Raw genomic sequence first — 16880 nt, forward strand, 5'->3', positions numbered from 1 at the left:
TGGATCCTGGGTCAAGCCCAGAATGACGGGGGCGGAGGGCGTCCAACGCGGCTCAAATCCTCGCGCGCAGGCCAGCGACATCACAGGCCTTCTCGTTCTCTCCCCGCCGCCTTATATCCGACCACACCAGCGGAGACCCTTGCCTTGATCGCCCTTCTTCAGATCGTCCAGTTGCTGCTTAACCTCGTCTGGTGGGTCATCGTCATCCAGGCGATCCTGTCGTGGCTGATCGCGTTCAACGTCATCAATACGCACAGCGATTTCGTCCGGACCGTGTGGAACGCGCTGCAGAAGATCACCGAGCCGCTCTATCGCCCGATCCGCCGCGTGCTCCCCGATTTCGGTGCGCTCGACCTGTCGCCGCTGGTCGTGCTGCTGATCCTCTACATCCTGACCAACATCGTCATCCCGAACATCGCGCAGAACTACCTCGTCGCAGCCTATTGATCGGGCCGGCAGCCTGGCGCGCGGTCGATGACGGCCTCGCGATCGCCGTCCGGGTAACGCCGCGCGGCGGTCGCGACGCACTCGCCGCCGGAACTTTCGAGCATTTCGCCGCGCGATTGGCTGCCGCCCCTGTAGACGGAGCGGCGAACGCCGGGCTGGTCGCTCTCGTCGCCAAAACCTTCGGCGTACCCAAGCGCGCCGTAACGATAACGTCCGGCGAAACCGCGCGCCTGAAGCGTCTGCACATCATCGGCGATTTCACTACGCTGGCGGAAATCGCGTCCGCGCTCTATGGGCCGCGGGCATGAGCGCGACCATCATCGACGGCAAGGCCTTCGCCGCCGGCCTCCGGGCCCGTATCGCAGACGGCGTCACCGCCTTTAAGGCAAAGGCGGGCCGCGCGCCCGGGCTTGCCGTCGTCCTGGTCGGCGAGGACCCCGCCTCGAACGTCTACGTCCGATCGAAGGGCAAGGCGACGCGCGAAGCCGGGATGGAAAGCATCGAGCACCGCCTCCCCGCCGACGTCCCCGCCGAAAAGCTGCTCGCCCTGGTCGCTACGCTCAACGCCGACCCCACGATCGACGGCATCCTCGTCCAGCTACCCTTGCCGAAGCATATCGACGAGCAGGCGGTCATCGCCGCGATCGACCCCGACAAGGACGTGGACGGCTTCCACCCAATCAACGCTGGCCGCCTCGCAACCGGGCTGCCCGGCTTCGTCCCCTGCACGCCGTTCGGCTGCGTAATGCTGTTGAAGAGCGTGCTGCCGACCCTCAGCGGGCTCGAAGCCGTCGTCGTCGGCCGCTCGAACATCGTCGGCAAGCCGATGGCGCAACTGCTGCTCCGCGAGAGCTGCACCGTCACCGTCGTCCATAGCCGCACGCAGGACGTCCCCGCGCACATCCGCCGCGCGGACATCCTCGTCGCCGCAGTCGGTATCCCGGAGATGATCAAGGGCGATTGGCTGAAACCCGGCGCGACCGTCATCGACGTCGGCATCAACCGCACCGATGCCGGCCTGGTCGGCGACGTCGATTTCGCGAGCGCGGTCGAGGTCGCGGGCGCGATCACGCCGGTGCCGGGCGGCGTCGGGCCGATGACGATCGCCTGCCTGCTCCGCAACACGCTGGTCTCCGCAGGCCGTCGCGAAGGTATTGCTATGGACGAGGCAACCCTCGATCGGACGGGCCTGTGATCGAGCTCTACATCTCGTCGCTGATCACGTTCTTCGTCGTCATCGATCCGCCCGGTTGTGCACCGATCTACGCCGGTCTGTCGGCAGGTGCCTCGACCGTGCAGAAGCGCGCGATGGCGATGCGCGCGGTCGGCGTGGCGGCGGCGATCCTGTTCGTGTTCGCGCTGTTCGGCGAGGCGTTGCTGAAGGGACTCGGGATCAGCCTCGCCAGCTTCCGCATCGCCGGCGGCATCATGCTGTTCCTGATCGCGCTCGAAATGGTGTTCGAAAAGCGCACCGAGCGCCGCGAGGACCGTGCCGCCAAGGTGGCCAGCGATCCCGAGGTCGAGGACGTCTCGATCTTCCCGATGGCGATGCCGATGATCGCCGGGCCGGGCTCGATCGCGTCGGTGATGCTGTTGATGAGCCGCAACAGCGGGCTCGAGCGCTCGGCCGTGGTGCTCGGCGCGATGGTGACGATCCTGCTGCTGACGCTGGTCGCGTTGCTCGCGGCGGGGCCGATCATGCGGATCCTCGGCGCGAAGATCGAGGCCGTGATCACGCGGTTGCTAGGGGTGCTGCTCGCGGCGCTGGCGGTGCAGTTCGTTATCGACGGCCTGACCGAGGTGCTGCGCTAACTCCACGTCATCCTGGGCTCGACCCAGGATCCAGAGCCAAGAACGGTATCGCCAATGGCTCTGGATCCTGACTTTCGTCAGGATGACGGGCTAAGGTCAGTCCACCTTGAACAGCCGCAACGGCGACTTCGCCGGCAGCGGCAGCGGCGTCAGCCACGCCGGCACCTCGTTATTCGCCATCTGCGCATAGAACCCCTTGGGACTGCGCGCCTTGTAGTTGGTCGATTCCGCCGCGTTCGGGCACAACAGCAGCATCGTCGCGCCGTGCCGCTTGATGATCGCATGCGCTTGGTCCGGCGTGCCGCCGAACGCATGCTGGACGTCGAGGATCGCGTCGCCGTTGCGGTGATACGGCCCCGCCACCGCGTCGTGATGCGTGATCGTGATCAACCGCGGCCCCATGTCGACGAAGGTGAAGATCGTCTGCGCCGGATATTTGTTCAGAGCGAGCAGCACGGTCGTCCGCAGGCAGTTGCCCGTCGCCATGTTGACGCGCTTTTCATAAGGCTTCGGCCGGTCGATCGGGAAATACTGGATCACCATCCCGGCAAACAGCCCCGACACGATCAGGAACGCACCGACCGTCCCCAGCACGCGCACCGCCATCGATCGGTTGCCGAGTAGCCGCGGCAGGATCAACCATCCGAGCGCCGTCGCCCCCGGAATCGCCAGCAACTGCGCCGCCGGCCCCGCACGGACCTGCCACAACAGCATCGCACACGCGAACGCGGTGAACAGCGCGACCGCAGCCCAGCCAACCGCGCTCGGATTACGACGTGCGCGCCAAGCGGCAAGGATCGCCCCGATCAGCCCGATGATCGGCAGCGTCGCCAGCGCGAACCCCACCCGGAAACTATGTTTGTAGATCGGCTTGGCCTCGCGGACATTGTCCAGCCAGTTGCGCTGCAGCTCGGGCGAGATCCCCTCGGGCCGCCCCAGACACTGCGGGAACACCAGCGCAAAGCCCGCAACGATCGCCGCACCCGCGACCACCGCCAGCGCCAGCCGAGCGCCCCGCGAAGCCGGACCGAACCGCGCCAGCAGGAACAGCAGCATCCCCGCCGCGATCATCACGCTCAACCACACCGGCGTCAACGCATCGCACCGCATCGCTTGGTTGGCGTTCGAGGCGAACAGCGCGAACCCCAGCGTGCTGCCACCACCAAGCGTCAGCGCGTAGATCGACAACCGCTCGGCCTCCGACCGGTCCCACACCCAGCGCAAGGCGATGATCGCCCCCGCCATCGCCGCATACGGCAGCAGTTCGAGCCCGATCGACAGCGACACCGCGCTCGCAAGCCCCACCATCGCACCACCACGACGGCCGTTCGTATCGCACAGCCCCGCCACCGTCAGGCTCAGCATGGCGAGCTGCCAGCCATGATGATCGATCCGCTCGGGCATGAACATCAGCATCGTGCCGGTCGCGCCGACCATGATCACGACGGCCAGCGGCCACGCATAAGGGCTGATCAGTCGCCGTACGGTCGCGCCGATGCCAAGCATCGCGATCGACAGCGGCAGCAACGGCGCGATCCCGCACGCCAGCCGCTCGGCCCAGCTGTTGCTGGTGAACAGGCGGAAGAACAGGATCAGCCCCGCGATCGGCAGGTCGACGATCCGGCTCCAGTGGATGTCGAACCCGACCGGCGGGTTCATCCGGTAGTTGCGCAGATCGTACCAGCCCTGGCCGTCGAGCAGCGCACGGACCTGCATCAGCCGCATGTTGTCGTCGGTATCGCCGAGCGACAGCCAGCGGATCTGGCCCCAGCGATCGAACATCGACCACGCCGCCACCGCCACCCAGGCGAGCAAAGTCAGCGCGATCCAATGCCGGTCGAGTTCGTCCAGCAACGTCCGCCGCTGAAGTGGTGCCTGATCCAAAACGCTTTCCTCCAGCCCGCACGCACTCTAGATGCGCGGGCGTATCTCAAGCGTCGCTCTATCGCGGTGCCCGTAAAGAACAAGGCACCGGCGCGATCGCCGGAGGGTAAAGAACAAGGCGGGCATGCAGGCGATTTGGCGACAGGTGGAGCAGATGCGGGCGAGCGGTATGCTTGGCCAGCTCGTGCGCTTCGGGATCGCCGGCGGGATTTCCAGCGTCGTGTACTCGCTCGTCTACCTGCCACTGACCGCCTACGTGTTCCCGCCCCGCCAGGCGGTGGCCGCGGTGCCGTTCGCGTTCGCCGTCGCAGTGGTGGTCGGGTTCTTCCTGCACAGCCGGTGGAGCTTCAAGGGGCATGCCAAGGAAGCGGGGGCAGGGCGGCATTTCAAGTTCGTGATCGTCCAGGCCGCGGGGCTGAGTCTCAACGCGGTCATCACTTGGATCGGCACCGCGCTGCTCCATCTGCACCCGTGGATCCCGCTGATCCCCGCCGTCTTCCTTGCCGCGATCGTGACGTTCGTGCTCAACCGTTTCTGGGTTTTCAACTGACATGAATTCCAATCGCAGGGTCGACAAGTAATGGACCGCATCGTCTACGACCGGATGGCCGCCCACGATTCCACCCACTGGTGGTACCGCGCGCGCCGCGACATCCTCGCCGATTACCTGACCCGCTACGGCGCGTTGCCGAAGGATGCGAAGATCCTCGAGATCGGCTGCGGCACCGGCCACAATTTGCCGATGCTCGCCGCGTTCGGCAGCATCGACGCGATCGAGATCGACCCGGCCGCGCGCGAGATCGCCAGCGAGCGGCTCGGCAAGCCGGTCGGCGCGGCACCGTTGCCCGAACTGCCCGGCGTCCCGCGGGGCCATTACGACCTGATCGCGGTGCTCGATGTGGTCGAGCATATCGAGGACGACGTCGCTGCGCTGAAAGCGATGGCGGATTGCCTCGCGCCCGGCGGCAAGATCCTGATCGCGGTGCCGGCGCACCAATGGATGTGGAGCGCACACGACACCGTGAACCACCACCACCGCCGCTACTCGAAGGCCACGCTCAAGACAGCGATCGAGACAGCGGGCCTGAAGCCCGAAAAGCTCGGCTATTTCAACTCGCTGCTCTTCCCGCTGGCGGCGGCGGCGCGGATCGCCGGGCGGATGACCGGGCGCGACGACAGCGACGACTCACCGCCGCCGAAGCTGGTGAATGCGCTGTTCGAGAAGATCTTTCGGCTTGAGCGGCATCTGGTCGGGCGCGTGCCGATGACGCCGGGGGTTTCGATCGTGACGCTGGCGGTGCCGCGGTAACGAACAAGGGACCTGCGCGTCCTACTTCCGTTCGTCCCGAGTAGCCGTCGAGTAGTGGCGAAGCCACGTATCGAGATGGCGTATCGAGGGATAAGTTGGCGCGCGAGCCCCATACCTCGATACGAGCGCTCGACACGCTCCTTACGGAGCTACTCGGTCTCTACTCGGCACGAACGGAATAGGGGCGTGGTGCACCTCCCCGAATTGGCAAGCAAGCACCACGCAACCACCACCCCGGCGAAGGCCGGGGCCCAATTGGGGGACGTGGCCAACGGAGGTCCGCGCTCCGTTACTGCGACCTTTCCAATTGGGCCCCGGCCTTCGCCGGGGTGTTGTGAGGATCGGGTTAGGCGGTGTTCGTCAGTCTACGCGGATTGGTAGGGACGTGTCAGGCAACCGCACCACGTCCACCGGCTCCGCACGAAACCCCAACGTCGCCTTCCCCTGGATCGGTCCCGCCACATCCGCGACGATATACAGCGGCCGCCGCTTCGACTCCACGTACAGCCGCCCGAGATACTCCCCAATCATCCCCAGTACGAACATCTGCACCGCGCCGAGAAACACCGTGACGAGCATCGTCGAGGTCCAGCCCTGCACCGCGCTGCCCGAGAGCCAGCCGATCGCGATGTAGACGAACAGCAGCAGCGACACGCCGGTCAGCGCAAGCCCTGCGTGGCTAGCGAAGCGCAACGGCGCGGTCGAGAACCCGGTGACGGCGTCGAACGCCAGCCGGATCATCTTCGCCAGCGGGTAGTTCGTCTCGCCCGCCAGCCGCTCGGCGCGGTCATAGGGGAACGGCACCTGGCGGAAGCCGATCCACGCGACCATCCCGCGGATGAAGCGCGCCTGCTCCGGCAGCGACAGGAAGGCGTCGAGCGCGCGCCGGCTCATCAGGCGGAAATCGCCGGTATCGAGCGGGATCGGCGTCTCGGTCATCCGCGTCAGCAGGCGGTAGAACGCGGCAGCGGTGGCCTTCTTGAAGACGGTCTCGCCCGCGCGCTGACGGCGCACCGCGTAGACCACGTCGGCCTGGCTCGCCGCCATCGCCGCGCGCATGTCGGACAGCAGTTCGGGCGGGTCCTGGAGATCGGCGTCGATGATCAGGATCTGCTCGCCGGCGCACAGATCGAGGCCGGCGGTGAGTGCCAACTGATGACCATGGTTGCGCGACAGGTTGATCGCGACCAGCCGCGGGTCGGCGGCGGCGAGGCGTTGCATCACGCCCCAGCTGTCGTCGCGCGAGCCGTCGTTGATCAGGACGATCTCGTAATCGTCGCCGACCGCGACCTTGGCCGCGCCGGAAATGCGCGCGTGCAGGATGTCGAGGCACGCTGCCTCGTTGTAGCAGGGGACGACTATCGAAAGGGACGGACGGTTCATCGCCCCCGTCTAGCGTCCGTCGCGCCCGCCGTCATCGTCGGATGTTTCTACACGCGCTCCACGGTGTGCACCGCATCGGCCGCGCGCAGCCCTGCCATAAGTCGCATCAACTGCTGCACGTCGTGCACCTCGACGTCGATCTCATTGGTGTGGAAGCTCTTGTCGCGCGTATCGAGCCGCAGATTGATGATGTTCGCCTTGTGCCCGCCGATGATCGACGAGACGATGCCGAGCGAACCCGGCTCGTTCTTCACCATGACAGATATGCGTGCGACCGCGCCCTCGGTCGCATCGCCCCATGCCACGTCGACCCAATCGGTTTCGTTTTCCGAGCGCTCGGCGAGCTCACCCAGCACGCGGCAGTCGATCGCATGGACCTCGATCCCGGCATCGGGCCGGCGCAAGCCGACGATCCGGTCGCCCGGTACCGGATGGCAGCAGGTCGCGAGGTCGTAGGCGACGCCGGGGGTCAGCCCCTTGATAGAGATCGCGCTCGATTGCGGCGCGAGTGCATGCGTGACGTCCGCGCCGGCCGAACCCGGCATCAACGCTTCCATGACCGCCGCATCGGACAGCGTTCGCCGCGCTATCGCAACCATCAGTGACGAATCATCGGGCAGCTTCAGACGCTTCAGCGCGTGGCTCAGCGCATCGGTGCCGATCTGCGCAGGCAGCCGCGTAACGATGTCGTCGTACAGCGTGCGGCCCAGTGCGATCTGCTCCACACGCTCCTTCTGACGCAGGTGCCGGCGGATCGCGGCGAGCGCCTTGCCGGTGGTCGCGACGTTGAGCCATTGCGGTTGCGGCGACTGGCCCTTCGAGCGCAGGATCTGCACTTGATCCCCGTTCTCGATCACCGTCGACAGCGGCACGACGCGGCCGTTGACCTTCGCGCCGACTGCCTGGTCGCCGAGATCGGTGTGCACCGCGTACGCGAAGTCGATCGAGGTCGCGCCCTTGGGCAGCTGGATCAGCTCGCCCTTCGGCGTGAACGCGAAGATCCGATCGGTATACATCGCCATACGCGTGTGTTCGAGCAGCTCCTCGGGGCTCTCGGCGGTATCGAGGATCTCGACGAGGTCACGAATCCAGCTGACCTGCCGGTCGCTGCCGTTGATCTGCTGCTTGTAGGCCCAGTGTGCCGCCAGCCCGAACTCGGCCTGTGCGTGCATGTCCGCCGTGCGGATCTGGATCTCGATCCGCGCGCTGTCCGCGTGGATCACCGACGTGTGCAGCGAGCGATAGCCGTTGCGCTTGGGCGTCGAGATGTAGTCCTTGAACCGACCCGGCACCATCGGCCAGCGCTGGTGGATGATCCCGAGCACCCGGTAGCAATCCTCCTCGGTCGGCACGATCGCGCGGAACGCCATCACGTCGGACAGCTGCTCGAAGCTGATGTGCCGCTCCGACATCTTCCGGAAGATCGAATAGGGATGCTTTTCGCGCCCCGAAATATCCGCCTCGACCCCGGCGCGCGACAGGACCAGCTTGAGCCCGGACGCGATCTTGGCGATGCGGTCGCCGTCGCCCTTCTTCAGCTGTTCGAGGCGGCGGTTGATCGATTCGGAGGCTTCGGGTTCGAGCTGTTCGAACGCCAGCGACTGCATCTCGCGCATGAACTCGTACATGCCGATCCGCTCGGCGAGCGGCGCGTAGATGTCCATCGTCTCCTTGGCGATGCGACGGCGCTTTTCGGGCTTGGCGATGTGATGCAGCGTCCGCATGTTGTGCAGGCGGTCGGCGAGCTTGACCAGCAACACGCGGATGTCGTCGGACATCGCGAGGAGGAATTTGCGCAGGTTCTCCGCGGCGCGCTCGTTTTCGGTCTGCGCTTCGATCTTCGAAAGCTTCGTGACGCCGTCGACGAGGCGCGCGACCGAGGGGCCGAACAACCGCTCGATCTCCTCCGGCGTCGCGACCGTATCCTCGATCGTGTCGTGGAGGATCGCGGTGGCGATCGTCTCGGCATCGAGGTGCAGATCGGTGAGAATGCCCGCCACCTCGATCGGGTGGCTGAAATACGGGTCGCCGGACGCGCGCTTCTGGCTCCCGTGCGCCTGCATCGAGAAGACATAGGCGCGGTTCAGCAGCGCCTCGTCGGCATCGGGATCGTAGTCGAGGACGCGATCGACCAGTTCATATTGGCGCAGCACCGGCCATAGATGGGGCCGGGTTGCGATGCATTGCAACAATTTCCTCGTTATTTCGCGTGGTTGTTGCACGTGGCGAGCGCGTCGGCATCATAGGCCTTGCCCGCGACCGTGAAACTGGCGAGCGGCCCGACGCGCTTGGCGACCGCGGCACAGAGGATCACGTCGCGTTGCGGTGCCTTGCTGGAGACGAACGCCGCATTTTCCCAGCGCCACGGCGTGCCGTTGGTGATCAGCCGGGTGGAGGTGGGCGCGGCGGCAGGGACGGCAATGTAATAGTTGATCGGGGTCTGGGCCGATGCCGGTGTCGCGACCAGTGCGGCGAACCCCGTCGTCAGGGCGGGAACGGCGGTCAGAAGGGCGCGGGGGATGACGGACATCGGTAGACTCCTAAAAGGTTTCTAATCGAGACCTATTCCGATTAGTTGCGAGTTGCAACTGAAATCGGAGGAGCATTTCGCTTCGGCCTTTTATGCGGTACCGTTGCTGTCCAATAAGGAAGACGCCGTGGGAAAATTGCGCGAACCCCTGCTCGAATGCAGCCTGCCCGCCGCGCTGGAGGCGATGGGCGAGCGCTGGTCGTTCCTCATTCTGCGCGCGTCGTTCAACGGCCTGCATCATTTCGAGGAGTTCCAGTCGGAGCTCGGCATCGCGCGGAATATCCTGGCGAACCGACTGGCGCGGCTGGTCGAGCATGGGATCCTGGAGCGACAGACTATTCCGGAGGATCGGCGCAAGATCGCGTATGGGCTGACCGACAAGGGCTTCGCGCTGCTGCCGACGATGATCGCGCTGCGGCAATGGGGCGAGCGGTGGGAGACGTGTGTGCCGGCGTTCCCGATCCTGGTCGACGCGCGTGATCGGCGGCCGTTGCAGCCGGTGTCGGTGCGGTCGCATGATGGGCGCGTGCTGGGCAAGGGGGACCTGATCTGGGCGCTTCCGGGGGAAGTTGCCGGTGATGGGGTGGAGGCTGAGGCGGCGGAGTAATCCGCGGCTAACGTGCCAACAGGCACCTCCCCGGCGGAGGCCGGGGTCCAGTTGGGGGACGGCGCTGGTAAGCGTTGCGCGTCGTTACCGCGACCTTTCCAACTGGGCCCCGGCCTACGCCGGGGAGGTGCCATGTGGTTCAGGAGTTAGGCAACTCCGCCAGCACCGTGCGGATCGCATCCGGTAGGGTCACCGGGCGGCCGGTCTCCAGATCGACGTGGACGCTGACCATGGTGATGACGGTGTGCAATCCCCCCGTCTCTGCATGCGCGAGCTCGAACCGCTTCGTCAGGCTCGTCGTGCCGAGCTTCTCGATCCGCACGAACGCTTCCACCGTATCCCCCAGGCGGAACGGCTTGAGGTAATCGATCTCGGTCCGCCGGACGTTGAACTCGGTGGTCGGCCAGACGTCCGGCAGAGCCTCCGCGATTCCGGTCCATTCCCAGAATTCGGTGACCGCGACGTCGGCATATTCGAGATAGCGCGAGTTGAAGACGATGCGCTGGCCGTCGATCTCGGCGTAGCGCACACGGAACCTGGTCGAGAAGGCGAAGCCCGGCCTCATTTCAAAATTGCCGCATGTCAGAAGATCAGCTTCACGCCGACCAGCGCCAGCACGGTCGCGAGGACGGGGACCAGCACGCGGTCGGAGACGCGCGTCGCGATCAGGCTGCCGACGATGATGCCGGGGATCGACCCGATCAGCAGCGACACCAGCAGGTCGACGTCGACCGAGCCGAGGATCCAGTGGCCGATCCCGCCGAGCAGCGTCAGCGGTACCGCGTGGGCGATGTCGGAGCCTACCAATCGGTTGATCGGGAGGGTCGGATAGAGGATGAGGAGAGCGGTCATGCCCAGCGCGCCAGCACCGACCGAGGTGAGCGAGACGAGCACGCCGAGGATTGCGCCGAGCAGGATGGTCAGCATCGCCTGGCGCTCGCCGCCGACCGTACCCACGCGAGGCGTCAGCCAAGCGACGATCTTGCCGCGGAAAAAGGTCGCGGCCGCCGACAGGATCAGCGTCACGCCGAGCACCGCGGTTATCGCGTGGCCGGTGTCGGACGATTTCTCGCCGAGATGGTTGAGCACCAGCAACGTCGCGATCGCCGCGGGGACGCTGCCGGTCGCGAGCCGGCGCACGACCTGCCAGTCGACCGTGCCGCGCCAGCCATGCACTGTCGTCCCGACCGTCTTGGTCGCCGACGCGTAGAGCAGGTCGGTGCCGACCGCGGTGGCGGGGTGGAAGCCGAAGACGAGCACCAGCAACGGCGTCATCAGCGACCCGCCGCCGACACCCGTCAGCCCGACGATGAGGCCGACGAGCACGCCGGCCACCGAATACAACAGGTTGATATCCACGCTGGCGAAGGTCAGCCGGCGCCACGCGCGGGCGTGTTGACGCCCATCGACTGGAGATATTTCTTCACGTTGCGCGCCGCCTGGCGGAGCCGCTGTTCGTTCTCGACCATCGCGATTCTCACATAGCCCTCGCCGTTTTCGCCGTAGCCCACCCCTGGAGCCACCGCGACGTGCGCGTGAGTCAGCAATTGTTTGGTGAACTCAAGGCTACCTAAGTGCGCGAGCGCGGGTGGCAAAGGCGCCCAGGCGAACATGCTCGCACGGGGGCTCGGGATATCCCAGCCGGCGCGGCCGAAGCTCTCGACCAGTACGTCGCGGCGCTTGTGGTATAGCTGGCGGTTGCGTTCGACGATGTCCTGCGGGCCATTGAGCGCGGCGCAGGCGGCGGCCTGGATCGGCGTGAACGCGCCATAATCGAGGTACGACTTCACGCGCGTCATCGCCGCGATCAACGTCTTGTTGCCGACCCCGAAGCCCATCCGCCAGCCCGCCATCGAATAGGTCTTGCTGAGCGAGGTAAACTCGATCGCGACGTCCTTCGCGCCCGGCACCTGGAGGATCGAGGGGGTCGGCTTGCCGTCGAAATACAGCTCCGAATAGGCGAGATCGGAGATCACCCACAGCTTGTGCTTCTTCGCGAACGCAACGACGCGCTCGTAGAAGGCGAGGTCGACGACTTCGGCGGTCGGGTTCGACGGATAGCCCATCACCAGCACCGACGGCGCGGGGACGGTGAACGCCATCGCGCGCTCGAGGCTCTCGAAATACGCCTCGTCCGGCGTGGTCGGCACCGCGCGGATCGTCGCGCCGGCGATGATGAAGCCGAAGGTATGGATCGGATAGGACGGGTTGGGCGCGAGCACGACGTCGCCGGGCGCGGTGATCGCGGTGGCCAGGCTGGCGAGGCCTTCCTTCGAGCCCATCGTGACGACGACCTCGGTCTCAGGATCGACGTCGACGCCGAAGCGGCGGCCGTAATAGTTCGCCTGCGCTTTCCTCAGGCCGGGGATGCCCTTCGACTGCGAATAGCCGTGCGCGCTAGGCTTGCGCGCGACTTCGACGAGCTTCTCGATGACGTGCTCGGGGGGCGGCAGGTCGGGGTTGCCCATGCCGAGATCGATGATGTCCTCCCCGCCCGCGCGCGCCGCCGCCCGCATCGCGTTCACTTCGGCGATGACATAGGGGGGCAGGCGTTTGATGCGGTAGAAGTCTTCGGACATGATCAGCCTCTAGCTGGAGGAGCGGGTGCTGTACCGCAGGTGAGCAGGGGCGTCATCCGCCTCATTCGTCGCGCGGGCGAAAGCTTGGGTATTCAGTCTATCCTCCCCCGCAAGGGGGAGGTGGCACCGAAGGTGACGGAGGGGGAGGCAGGCGTAACCTCTGCTCCGTGTCCTCCCCCTCCGTCTGGCAAGGGCCAGCCACCTCCCCCTGGCGGGGGAGGATCGTTGAGTTTCCTGCGACCAACAATCGTCGATGCGACCATGCTTCCGCCGAGCCGGCGTCTGCGTTAAGCTCCCGAAAAAGCAGAGGATGCCATGGCCGATACTCCTCCCGACGCCTCGACGCCGACCCTCCCCGAACTCCAGCACTGGACGTGGGTGATGGGGCGTGCGCAGCAGATGATGATGGAGCAGGGGCTCGCGGCGATGCAGGCCAAGCCCGAGGGGATCCCGGCGATCCCCGGCTTCACCGACCCCGCCACGCTGGAACGTGCGCGCGATTTCTGGGCCGAGAGCCTGACACTGTGGCAGCGCTTCCTCGATCCCGGCAAGGCGCCCGAGCCTGCCCCCGTTACCGACAAGCGCTTCAAGGCGCCGCAATGGCGCGAGCCGGTGTTCGACCTGATCCGGCAGAGTTATGAGCTGATCGGCGACCATATGCTGCGCGGCGTCGAGGCGGTGGACGGGCTCGACTCGAAGCAGAAGGAGCAGTTGCGGTTCGCGACTAAGGGGTTCGTCGATGCGATGAGCCCGACCAATTTCGCGCTGACCAACCCGCAGGTGATCGAGAAGACGATCGAGACGCGCGGCGAGAATCTGCTGAAGGGCCTCAAGAACATGATGGCGGATCTTGCCCGCGGGCAGGTGACGCATACGCCCGACGGCGCGTTCGAACTCGGGCGCAACCTGGCGATGACGCCAGGCAAGGTGGTGAAACGCACGCCGCTCTACGAACTGATCCAGTACACTCCGACCACCGAGAGCGTGCTGGCGACGCCGCTCGTGATTTTTCCTCCGTGGATCAACCGGTTCTACATCCTCGACCTGACGCCGGAGAAGAGCTTCATCCGCTGGGCGGTCGAGCAGGGCATCACCGTGTTCATGGTGTCGTGGAAGTCCGCCGATTCGAGCATGAAGGACGTCGTCTGGGACGATTATGTCGGCGCGCAGGTCGAGGCGATCGACACGGTTCGCGCCGCGCTCGACGTGCCGGCGGTGCATACGATCGGATATTGCGTGGCAGGAACGACGCTGGCCACGACGCTGGCGCTGCTGGCGGCGCGTAACGAGGCGGCGAAAGTGGCCAGCGCGACGTTTTTCACCGCGCAGGTCGATTTCGCGCAGGCGGGCGAACTGCAGCATTTCATCGATGACGAACAGCTTAAGATGGTCGCGTCGCTGTCGCCCGAGGGCTTCCTCGACGGGCGGTACATGGCGACGACGTTCAATCTGTTGCGCGGGCGCGACCTGATCTGGAATTACGTCACGCAGAATTACCTGCTGGGGCAGGATTACGTGCCGTTCGACCTGCTCCACTGGAACGGCGACACCACCAACCTGCCGGCGAAATGGCATCTGAGCTATCTGACCGACCTCTACCGCGACAATCTGCTGGTGACGGGCACGATGACGGTGGACGGTACCCCGATCGACCTGACCAAGGTTTCGACGCCGAGCTATGTCCAGGCGGGGCGCGAGGATCATATCGCGCCGGCCGAAAGCGTCTGGAAACTCACGCAATTATTTGCCGGGCCGCTGAAGTTCGTACTGGCGGGATCGGGGCACATCGCGGGCGTGGTCAATCCGCCGGCTGCGGGGAAGTATCAATACTGGACCAATCCGGGGGCGCGCACGACGCTCGCCGACTTCGTTGCCGGTGCGACGGAGACGAAGGGCAGCTGGTGGCCGGATTGGGTCGAATGGTTGCGCGCGCTTGGTGCCGAGACGGTGGCGGCGGACGGTGCGCGGCTGCCGGGTGAGGGGGCGCTCGAAGCGATCGGCGACGCGCCCGGCGAGTATGTGAAAAGCAGGTAGCGCTACCTTACATGAACGTCATGGTGCGCTGCACAATTAAATTGTGCGCTGCGAAAATTCGTGTATGAAGACCGCGACATAACTCCGAAGAGAGGTGCGTGGATGGTGGATATCGTGAAACGGACGGCCAAGGCCGGTTCGAAGCTTGCCGCCGCTGCGAAGCCGGTCGCTGCCGTCAAGGCCGCGCCTGCCAAAGCCTCCGCCCGGACTGTCGCCAAGCCGGCGAAACCGGCACCTGAGCCGATCGCCAAGACGCCGGCATCTCAACCTCTCGCGGCTGCTTTTGTATCGCCGCACACGGACATTCCCGCCCCGATTCAGGCCGCCGCGCCGTTGGGGATCCCTGCTAGCGAAACAAAGGACGCCACGATGGACACGATCCAGAGCATCACCGAGAAGACCAAGGCCCTGTTCAGCGGCTCGAACACTGCCGAATTTAACGAGCAGGCCAAGGGCGCGATGGAGAAGTCGGCGAAGATGGCGGAAGATTTCGTCGCCTTCGGCAAGGGCAACATCGAGGCGCTTGTCGAGTCGTCGAAGATCGCCGCGAAGAACGTCGAGGCGCTCGGCCAGGAAGCCGCTGAGTACGCCAAGACCTCGTTCGAGAGCGCGACCGAAGCCGCCAAGACGCTCGCCGCCGCCAAGTCGCCGACCGAGTTCATGAAGCTCCAGGGCGATTATGCGCGCACCGCGTTCGACACGATGGTCGCCGAGGGCTCGCGCTCGACCGAGCGGATGCTCAAGATGTTCGGCGAGTTCGCACAGCCGATCTCGAACCGCGTTGCGGTCGCGACCGACAAGATGAAGATCTCGGCGTAAGTCGACAGCGCGCCGCCTTCGGGCAGTGCGTTACGAAAGGGGCGGCCGTCACGCGACGGTCGCCCCGTTTGCGTTTGCGGTTTTCGCGCGAGGTTTGCGGCCGCCCCCTTGCTCTTGCCCCCCGGCATGCCATATTTTGGCAGCATGCTTTTGACCCCTGAAATGACGACTCCCCAGCGGACGGGCGAGCAGATGGCCGAGCGCCGCGACGATGGTGGCGAGGACGGTAACGGCACCGGCGCCGGTATCGCGACCAAGACGCGCGCGAAGACCAAGCAGCCCACGCCGTACCGCGTGCTGATGCTCAACGACGACTATACGCCGATGGAATTCGTCGTGCTGTGTCTCCAGCGCTTCTTCCGCATGGACATGGAGGCCGCGACTCGCGTGATGCTGCACGTTCACCAGAAGGGTGTCGGGGTGTGCGGTACGTTCAGCTATGAGGTAGCGGAGACCAAGGTGTCGCAGGTGATGGATTTCGCCAAGCAGAACCAGCACCCGTTGCAGTGCACGCTGGAGAAGGCTTGAGCCTTACGCCTTGAGGTGAGCCTTGTTGATCCTCCCCCGCAAGGGGGAGGTGGCACCGAAGGTGACGGAGGGGGAGGCAAACGCCACCCCTGTTTCGTATCCTCCCCCTCCGTCTGGCAAGAGCCAGCCACCTCCCCCTGGCGGGGGAGGATTGAGAGTTACCGCGCTGGGGGCAGCCAGCGTAGGTCCAGCCCTTCGAACCGGTCGATATAGTTCGCGGCCTGCGCGAGTTGCACCTCGTTGAGCAACGTCACACGGCCCATCTCGCGGCGGATCAGGCCGTCCTCTTCCAACTGCCGCAGCATCCGGTTCACGTGGACCGCGGTGAGCCCGGTGGCGTCGCCGATTTCCTCCTGCGTCAGGCCGAGCGTGAAGCTGTTGCCCATCGCGCGATCGCGCATCCGCAGTCGGTTACGCATTTCGAGCAGCAACGCCGCGATCCGCGCCTTGGCCGAGGTCCGGCCGAGTGCGGCGAGCCGGTCGGTCAGCGCGACCTTCTCCATCTGGTTCATGACCATGATCAGCGCCGACAGCCGCGGATGATCGGTGACGAGCGCGGTCATCGCCGAGCGATCGAACGCGCACACCGTGCAGTCGGTCAGCGCGACCACCGTCTCGGGCGAATCGCGATACACCAGCGCCGAGACAGCCAGCATGTCGCCAGCATAAAGGAAACGGAGGATCTGGCGGCTGCCGTCGTCAAGCAGCACATAGCTCATCGCCATGCCGCGTTGCAGGATGAAGAGTTCGGCCTGCGGATCGTTTTCGCGCACGAGGACGGCACCGCGACGCAAATCGCGCGGGCGGTCCTCCAACCGCGCTAGCGCAGCCTTTTCGGTCATCGACAGGTCGATGAGATCGCCGACGCGGTCGGCGAAGCAGCTGTCCGGCACTCTGTAATGGTCCCCAATGTTCGAGAACCACAGAGCAAAGCTAGGATTTCCGCGC

The 16880-nt window shown here is 65.6% G+C and carries 18 protein-coding genes; 10 read left to right on the forward strand and 8 right to left on the reverse strand.

Annotated elements, in window-relative coordinates:
- The first annotated feature begins 144 nt into the window (after positions 1 to 144).
- From O6Y00_RS14165 to O6Y00_RS14180, 4 genes are read left to right on the forward strand one after another with little or no spacing between them, the layout of a single operon-like run.
- The gene (locus O6Y00_RS14165) at positions 145 to 447 is read left to right on the forward strand and encodes a YggT family protein (protein WP_353443230.1); all 303 of its coding nucleotides are present in this window, start codon (positions 145 to 147) and stop codon (positions 445 to 447) included.
- Positions 444 to 755: a DUF167 domain-containing protein gene (locus tag O6Y00_RS14170; RefSeq protein ID WP_353443231.1), complete on the forward strand. Its 312-nt coding sequence runs from the start codon at positions 444 to 446 to the stop codon at positions 753 to 755. Before O6Y00_RS14165 ends, O6Y00_RS14170 begins: the two co-directional genes overlap by 4 nt.
- Positions 752 to 1642, forward strand: coding sequence for a bifunctional methylenetetrahydrofolate dehydrogenase/methenyltetrahydrofolate cyclohydrolase FolD (gene folD, locus O6Y00_RS14175; protein WP_353443232.1), 891 nt, complete (start codon positions 752 to 754; stop codon positions 1640 to 1642). Before O6Y00_RS14170 ends, folD begins: the two co-directional genes overlap by 4 nt.
- Positions 1639 to 2259 (forward strand): MarC family protein, encoded by a 621-nt coding sequence (locus O6Y00_RS14180; RefSeq protein WP_056053460.1) that lies wholly within the window; start codon positions 1639 to 1641, stop codon positions 2257 to 2259. Before folD ends, O6Y00_RS14180 begins: the two co-directional genes overlap by 4 nt.
- A 96-nt stretch (positions 2260 to 2355) precedes the next feature.
- Here the strand turns inward: O6Y00_RS14180 and O6Y00_RS14185 are convergent, their stop codons facing one another.
- The gene (locus O6Y00_RS14185) at positions 2356 to 4143 is read right to left on the reverse strand and encodes an AcrB/AcrD/AcrF family protein (RefSeq protein ID WP_353443233.1); all 1788 of its coding nucleotides are present in this window, start codon (positions 4141 to 4143) and stop codon (positions 2356 to 2358) included.
- Between the two features lie 124 nt (positions 4144 to 4267).
- On the opposite strand from O6Y00_RS14185, the gene O6Y00_RS14190 reads away from it, so the two are divergent.
- Positions 4268 to 4693 carry a GtrA family protein gene (locus O6Y00_RS14190; protein WP_353443234.1) on the forward strand — a complete coding sequence of 142 codons (426 nt, stop codon included), beginning with the start codon at positions 4268 to 4270 and terminating at the stop codon, positions 4691 to 4693.
- A 30-nt stretch (positions 4694 to 4723) separates the two neighbouring features.
- Positions 4724 to 5452, forward strand: a complete 729-nt coding sequence (locus O6Y00_RS14195) for a class I SAM-dependent methyltransferase (RefSeq protein WP_353443235.1) — start codon at positions 4724 to 4726, stop codon at positions 5450 to 5452.
- A 360-nt stretch (positions 5453 to 5812) separates the two neighbouring features.
- Here O6Y00_RS14195 and O6Y00_RS14200 read toward each other — a convergent pair whose 3' ends face one another.
- Genes O6Y00_RS14200 through O6Y00_RS14210 form a run of 3 tightly spaced genes read right to left on the reverse strand, consistent with a single transcriptional unit; the run spans position 5813 to position 9365 of the window.
- A complete protein-coding gene (locus O6Y00_RS14200; RefSeq protein WP_353443236.1) occupies positions 5813 to 6835 on the reverse strand; it encodes a glycosyltransferase family 2 protein in 1023 nt (340 codons plus the stop codon).
- Positions 6836 to 6882: 47 nt separating this feature from the next.
- On the reverse strand, positions 6883 to 8988 hold the full coding sequence (locus tag O6Y00_RS14205; protein WP_353443237.1) for a RelA/SpoT family protein: 2106 nt from the start codon (positions 8986 to 8988) through the stop codon (positions 6883 to 6885).
- A gap of 47 nt (positions 8989 to 9035) precedes the next feature.
- Positions 9036 to 9365, reverse strand: a complete 330-nt coding sequence (locus O6Y00_RS14210; protein ID WP_353443238.1) for a CC_3452 family protein — start codon at positions 9363 to 9365, stop codon at positions 9036 to 9038.
- Between the two features lie 184 nt (positions 9366 to 9549).
- Here O6Y00_RS14210 and O6Y00_RS14215 point away from each other — a divergent pair, with 184 nt between their 5' ends.
- Positions 9550 to 9972, forward strand: a complete 423-nt coding sequence (locus tag O6Y00_RS14215) for a winged helix-turn-helix transcriptional regulator (protein ID WP_353443344.1) — start codon at positions 9550 to 9552, stop codon at positions 9970 to 9972.
- A 139-nt stretch (positions 9973 to 10111) separates the two neighbouring features.
- On the opposite strand, the gene O6Y00_RS14220 is transcribed toward O6Y00_RS14215, so the two are convergent.
- Genes O6Y00_RS14220 through O6Y00_RS14230 form a run of 3 tightly spaced genes read right to left on the reverse strand, consistent with a single transcriptional unit; the run spans position 10112 to position 12551 of the window.
- A complete protein-coding gene (locus tag O6Y00_RS14220) occupies positions 10112 to 10537 on the reverse strand; it encodes an acyl-CoA thioesterase (RefSeq protein ID WP_353443239.1) in 426 nt (141 codons plus the stop codon).
- Positions 10538 to 10554: 17 nt separating this feature from the next.
- The gene (locus O6Y00_RS14225) at positions 10555 to 11331 is read right to left on the reverse strand and encodes a sulfite exporter TauE/SafE family protein (protein ID WP_353443240.1); all 777 of its coding nucleotides are present in this window, start codon (positions 11329 to 11331) and stop codon (positions 10555 to 10557) included.
- Positions 11332 to 11342: 11 nt separating this feature from the next.
- Positions 11343 to 12551: an LL-diaminopimelate aminotransferase gene (locus tag O6Y00_RS14230; RefSeq protein ID WP_093398371.1), complete on the reverse strand. Its 1209-nt coding sequence runs from the start codon at positions 12549 to 12551 to the stop codon at positions 11343 to 11345.
- Positions 12552 to 12866: 315 nt separating this feature from the next.
- On the opposite strand from O6Y00_RS14230, the gene O6Y00_RS14235 reads away from it, so the two are divergent.
- The 3 genes from O6Y00_RS14235 (at position 12867) to clpS (ending at position 15932) form a co-directional block, all read left to right on the forward strand.
- Complete coding sequence (locus O6Y00_RS14235) at positions 12867 to 14585, forward strand: PHA/PHB synthase family protein (RefSeq protein WP_353443241.1); 1719 nt, start codon at positions 12867 to 12869, stop codon at positions 14583 to 14585.
- 105 nt (positions 14586 to 14690) lie between these two features.
- Complete coding sequence (locus O6Y00_RS14240) at positions 14691 to 15404, forward strand: phasin family protein (RefSeq protein WP_353443242.1); 714 nt, start codon at positions 14691 to 14693, stop codon at positions 15402 to 15404.
- Positions 15405 to 15596: 192 nt separating this feature from the next.
- Entirely contained in the window at positions 15597 to 15932 is a 336-nt protein-coding gene (gene clpS, locus O6Y00_RS14245; RefSeq protein WP_353443345.1) for an ATP-dependent Clp protease adapter ClpS, read from the forward strand.
- Positions 15933 to 16090: 158 nt separating this feature from the next.
- Here the strand turns inward: clpS and O6Y00_RS14250 are convergent, their stop codons facing one another.
- Entirely contained in the window at positions 16091 to 16774 is a 684-nt protein-coding gene (locus O6Y00_RS14250) for a Crp/Fnr family transcriptional regulator (RefSeq protein ID WP_353443346.1), read from the reverse strand.
- Positions 16775 to 16880: the final 106 nt, after the last annotated feature.

It is taken from the genome of Sphingomonas faeni, from assembly GCF_040407565.1.
Lineage (GTDB): Bacteria > Pseudomonadota > Alphaproteobacteria > Sphingomonadales > Sphingomonadaceae > Sphingomonas > Sphingomonas faeni_F.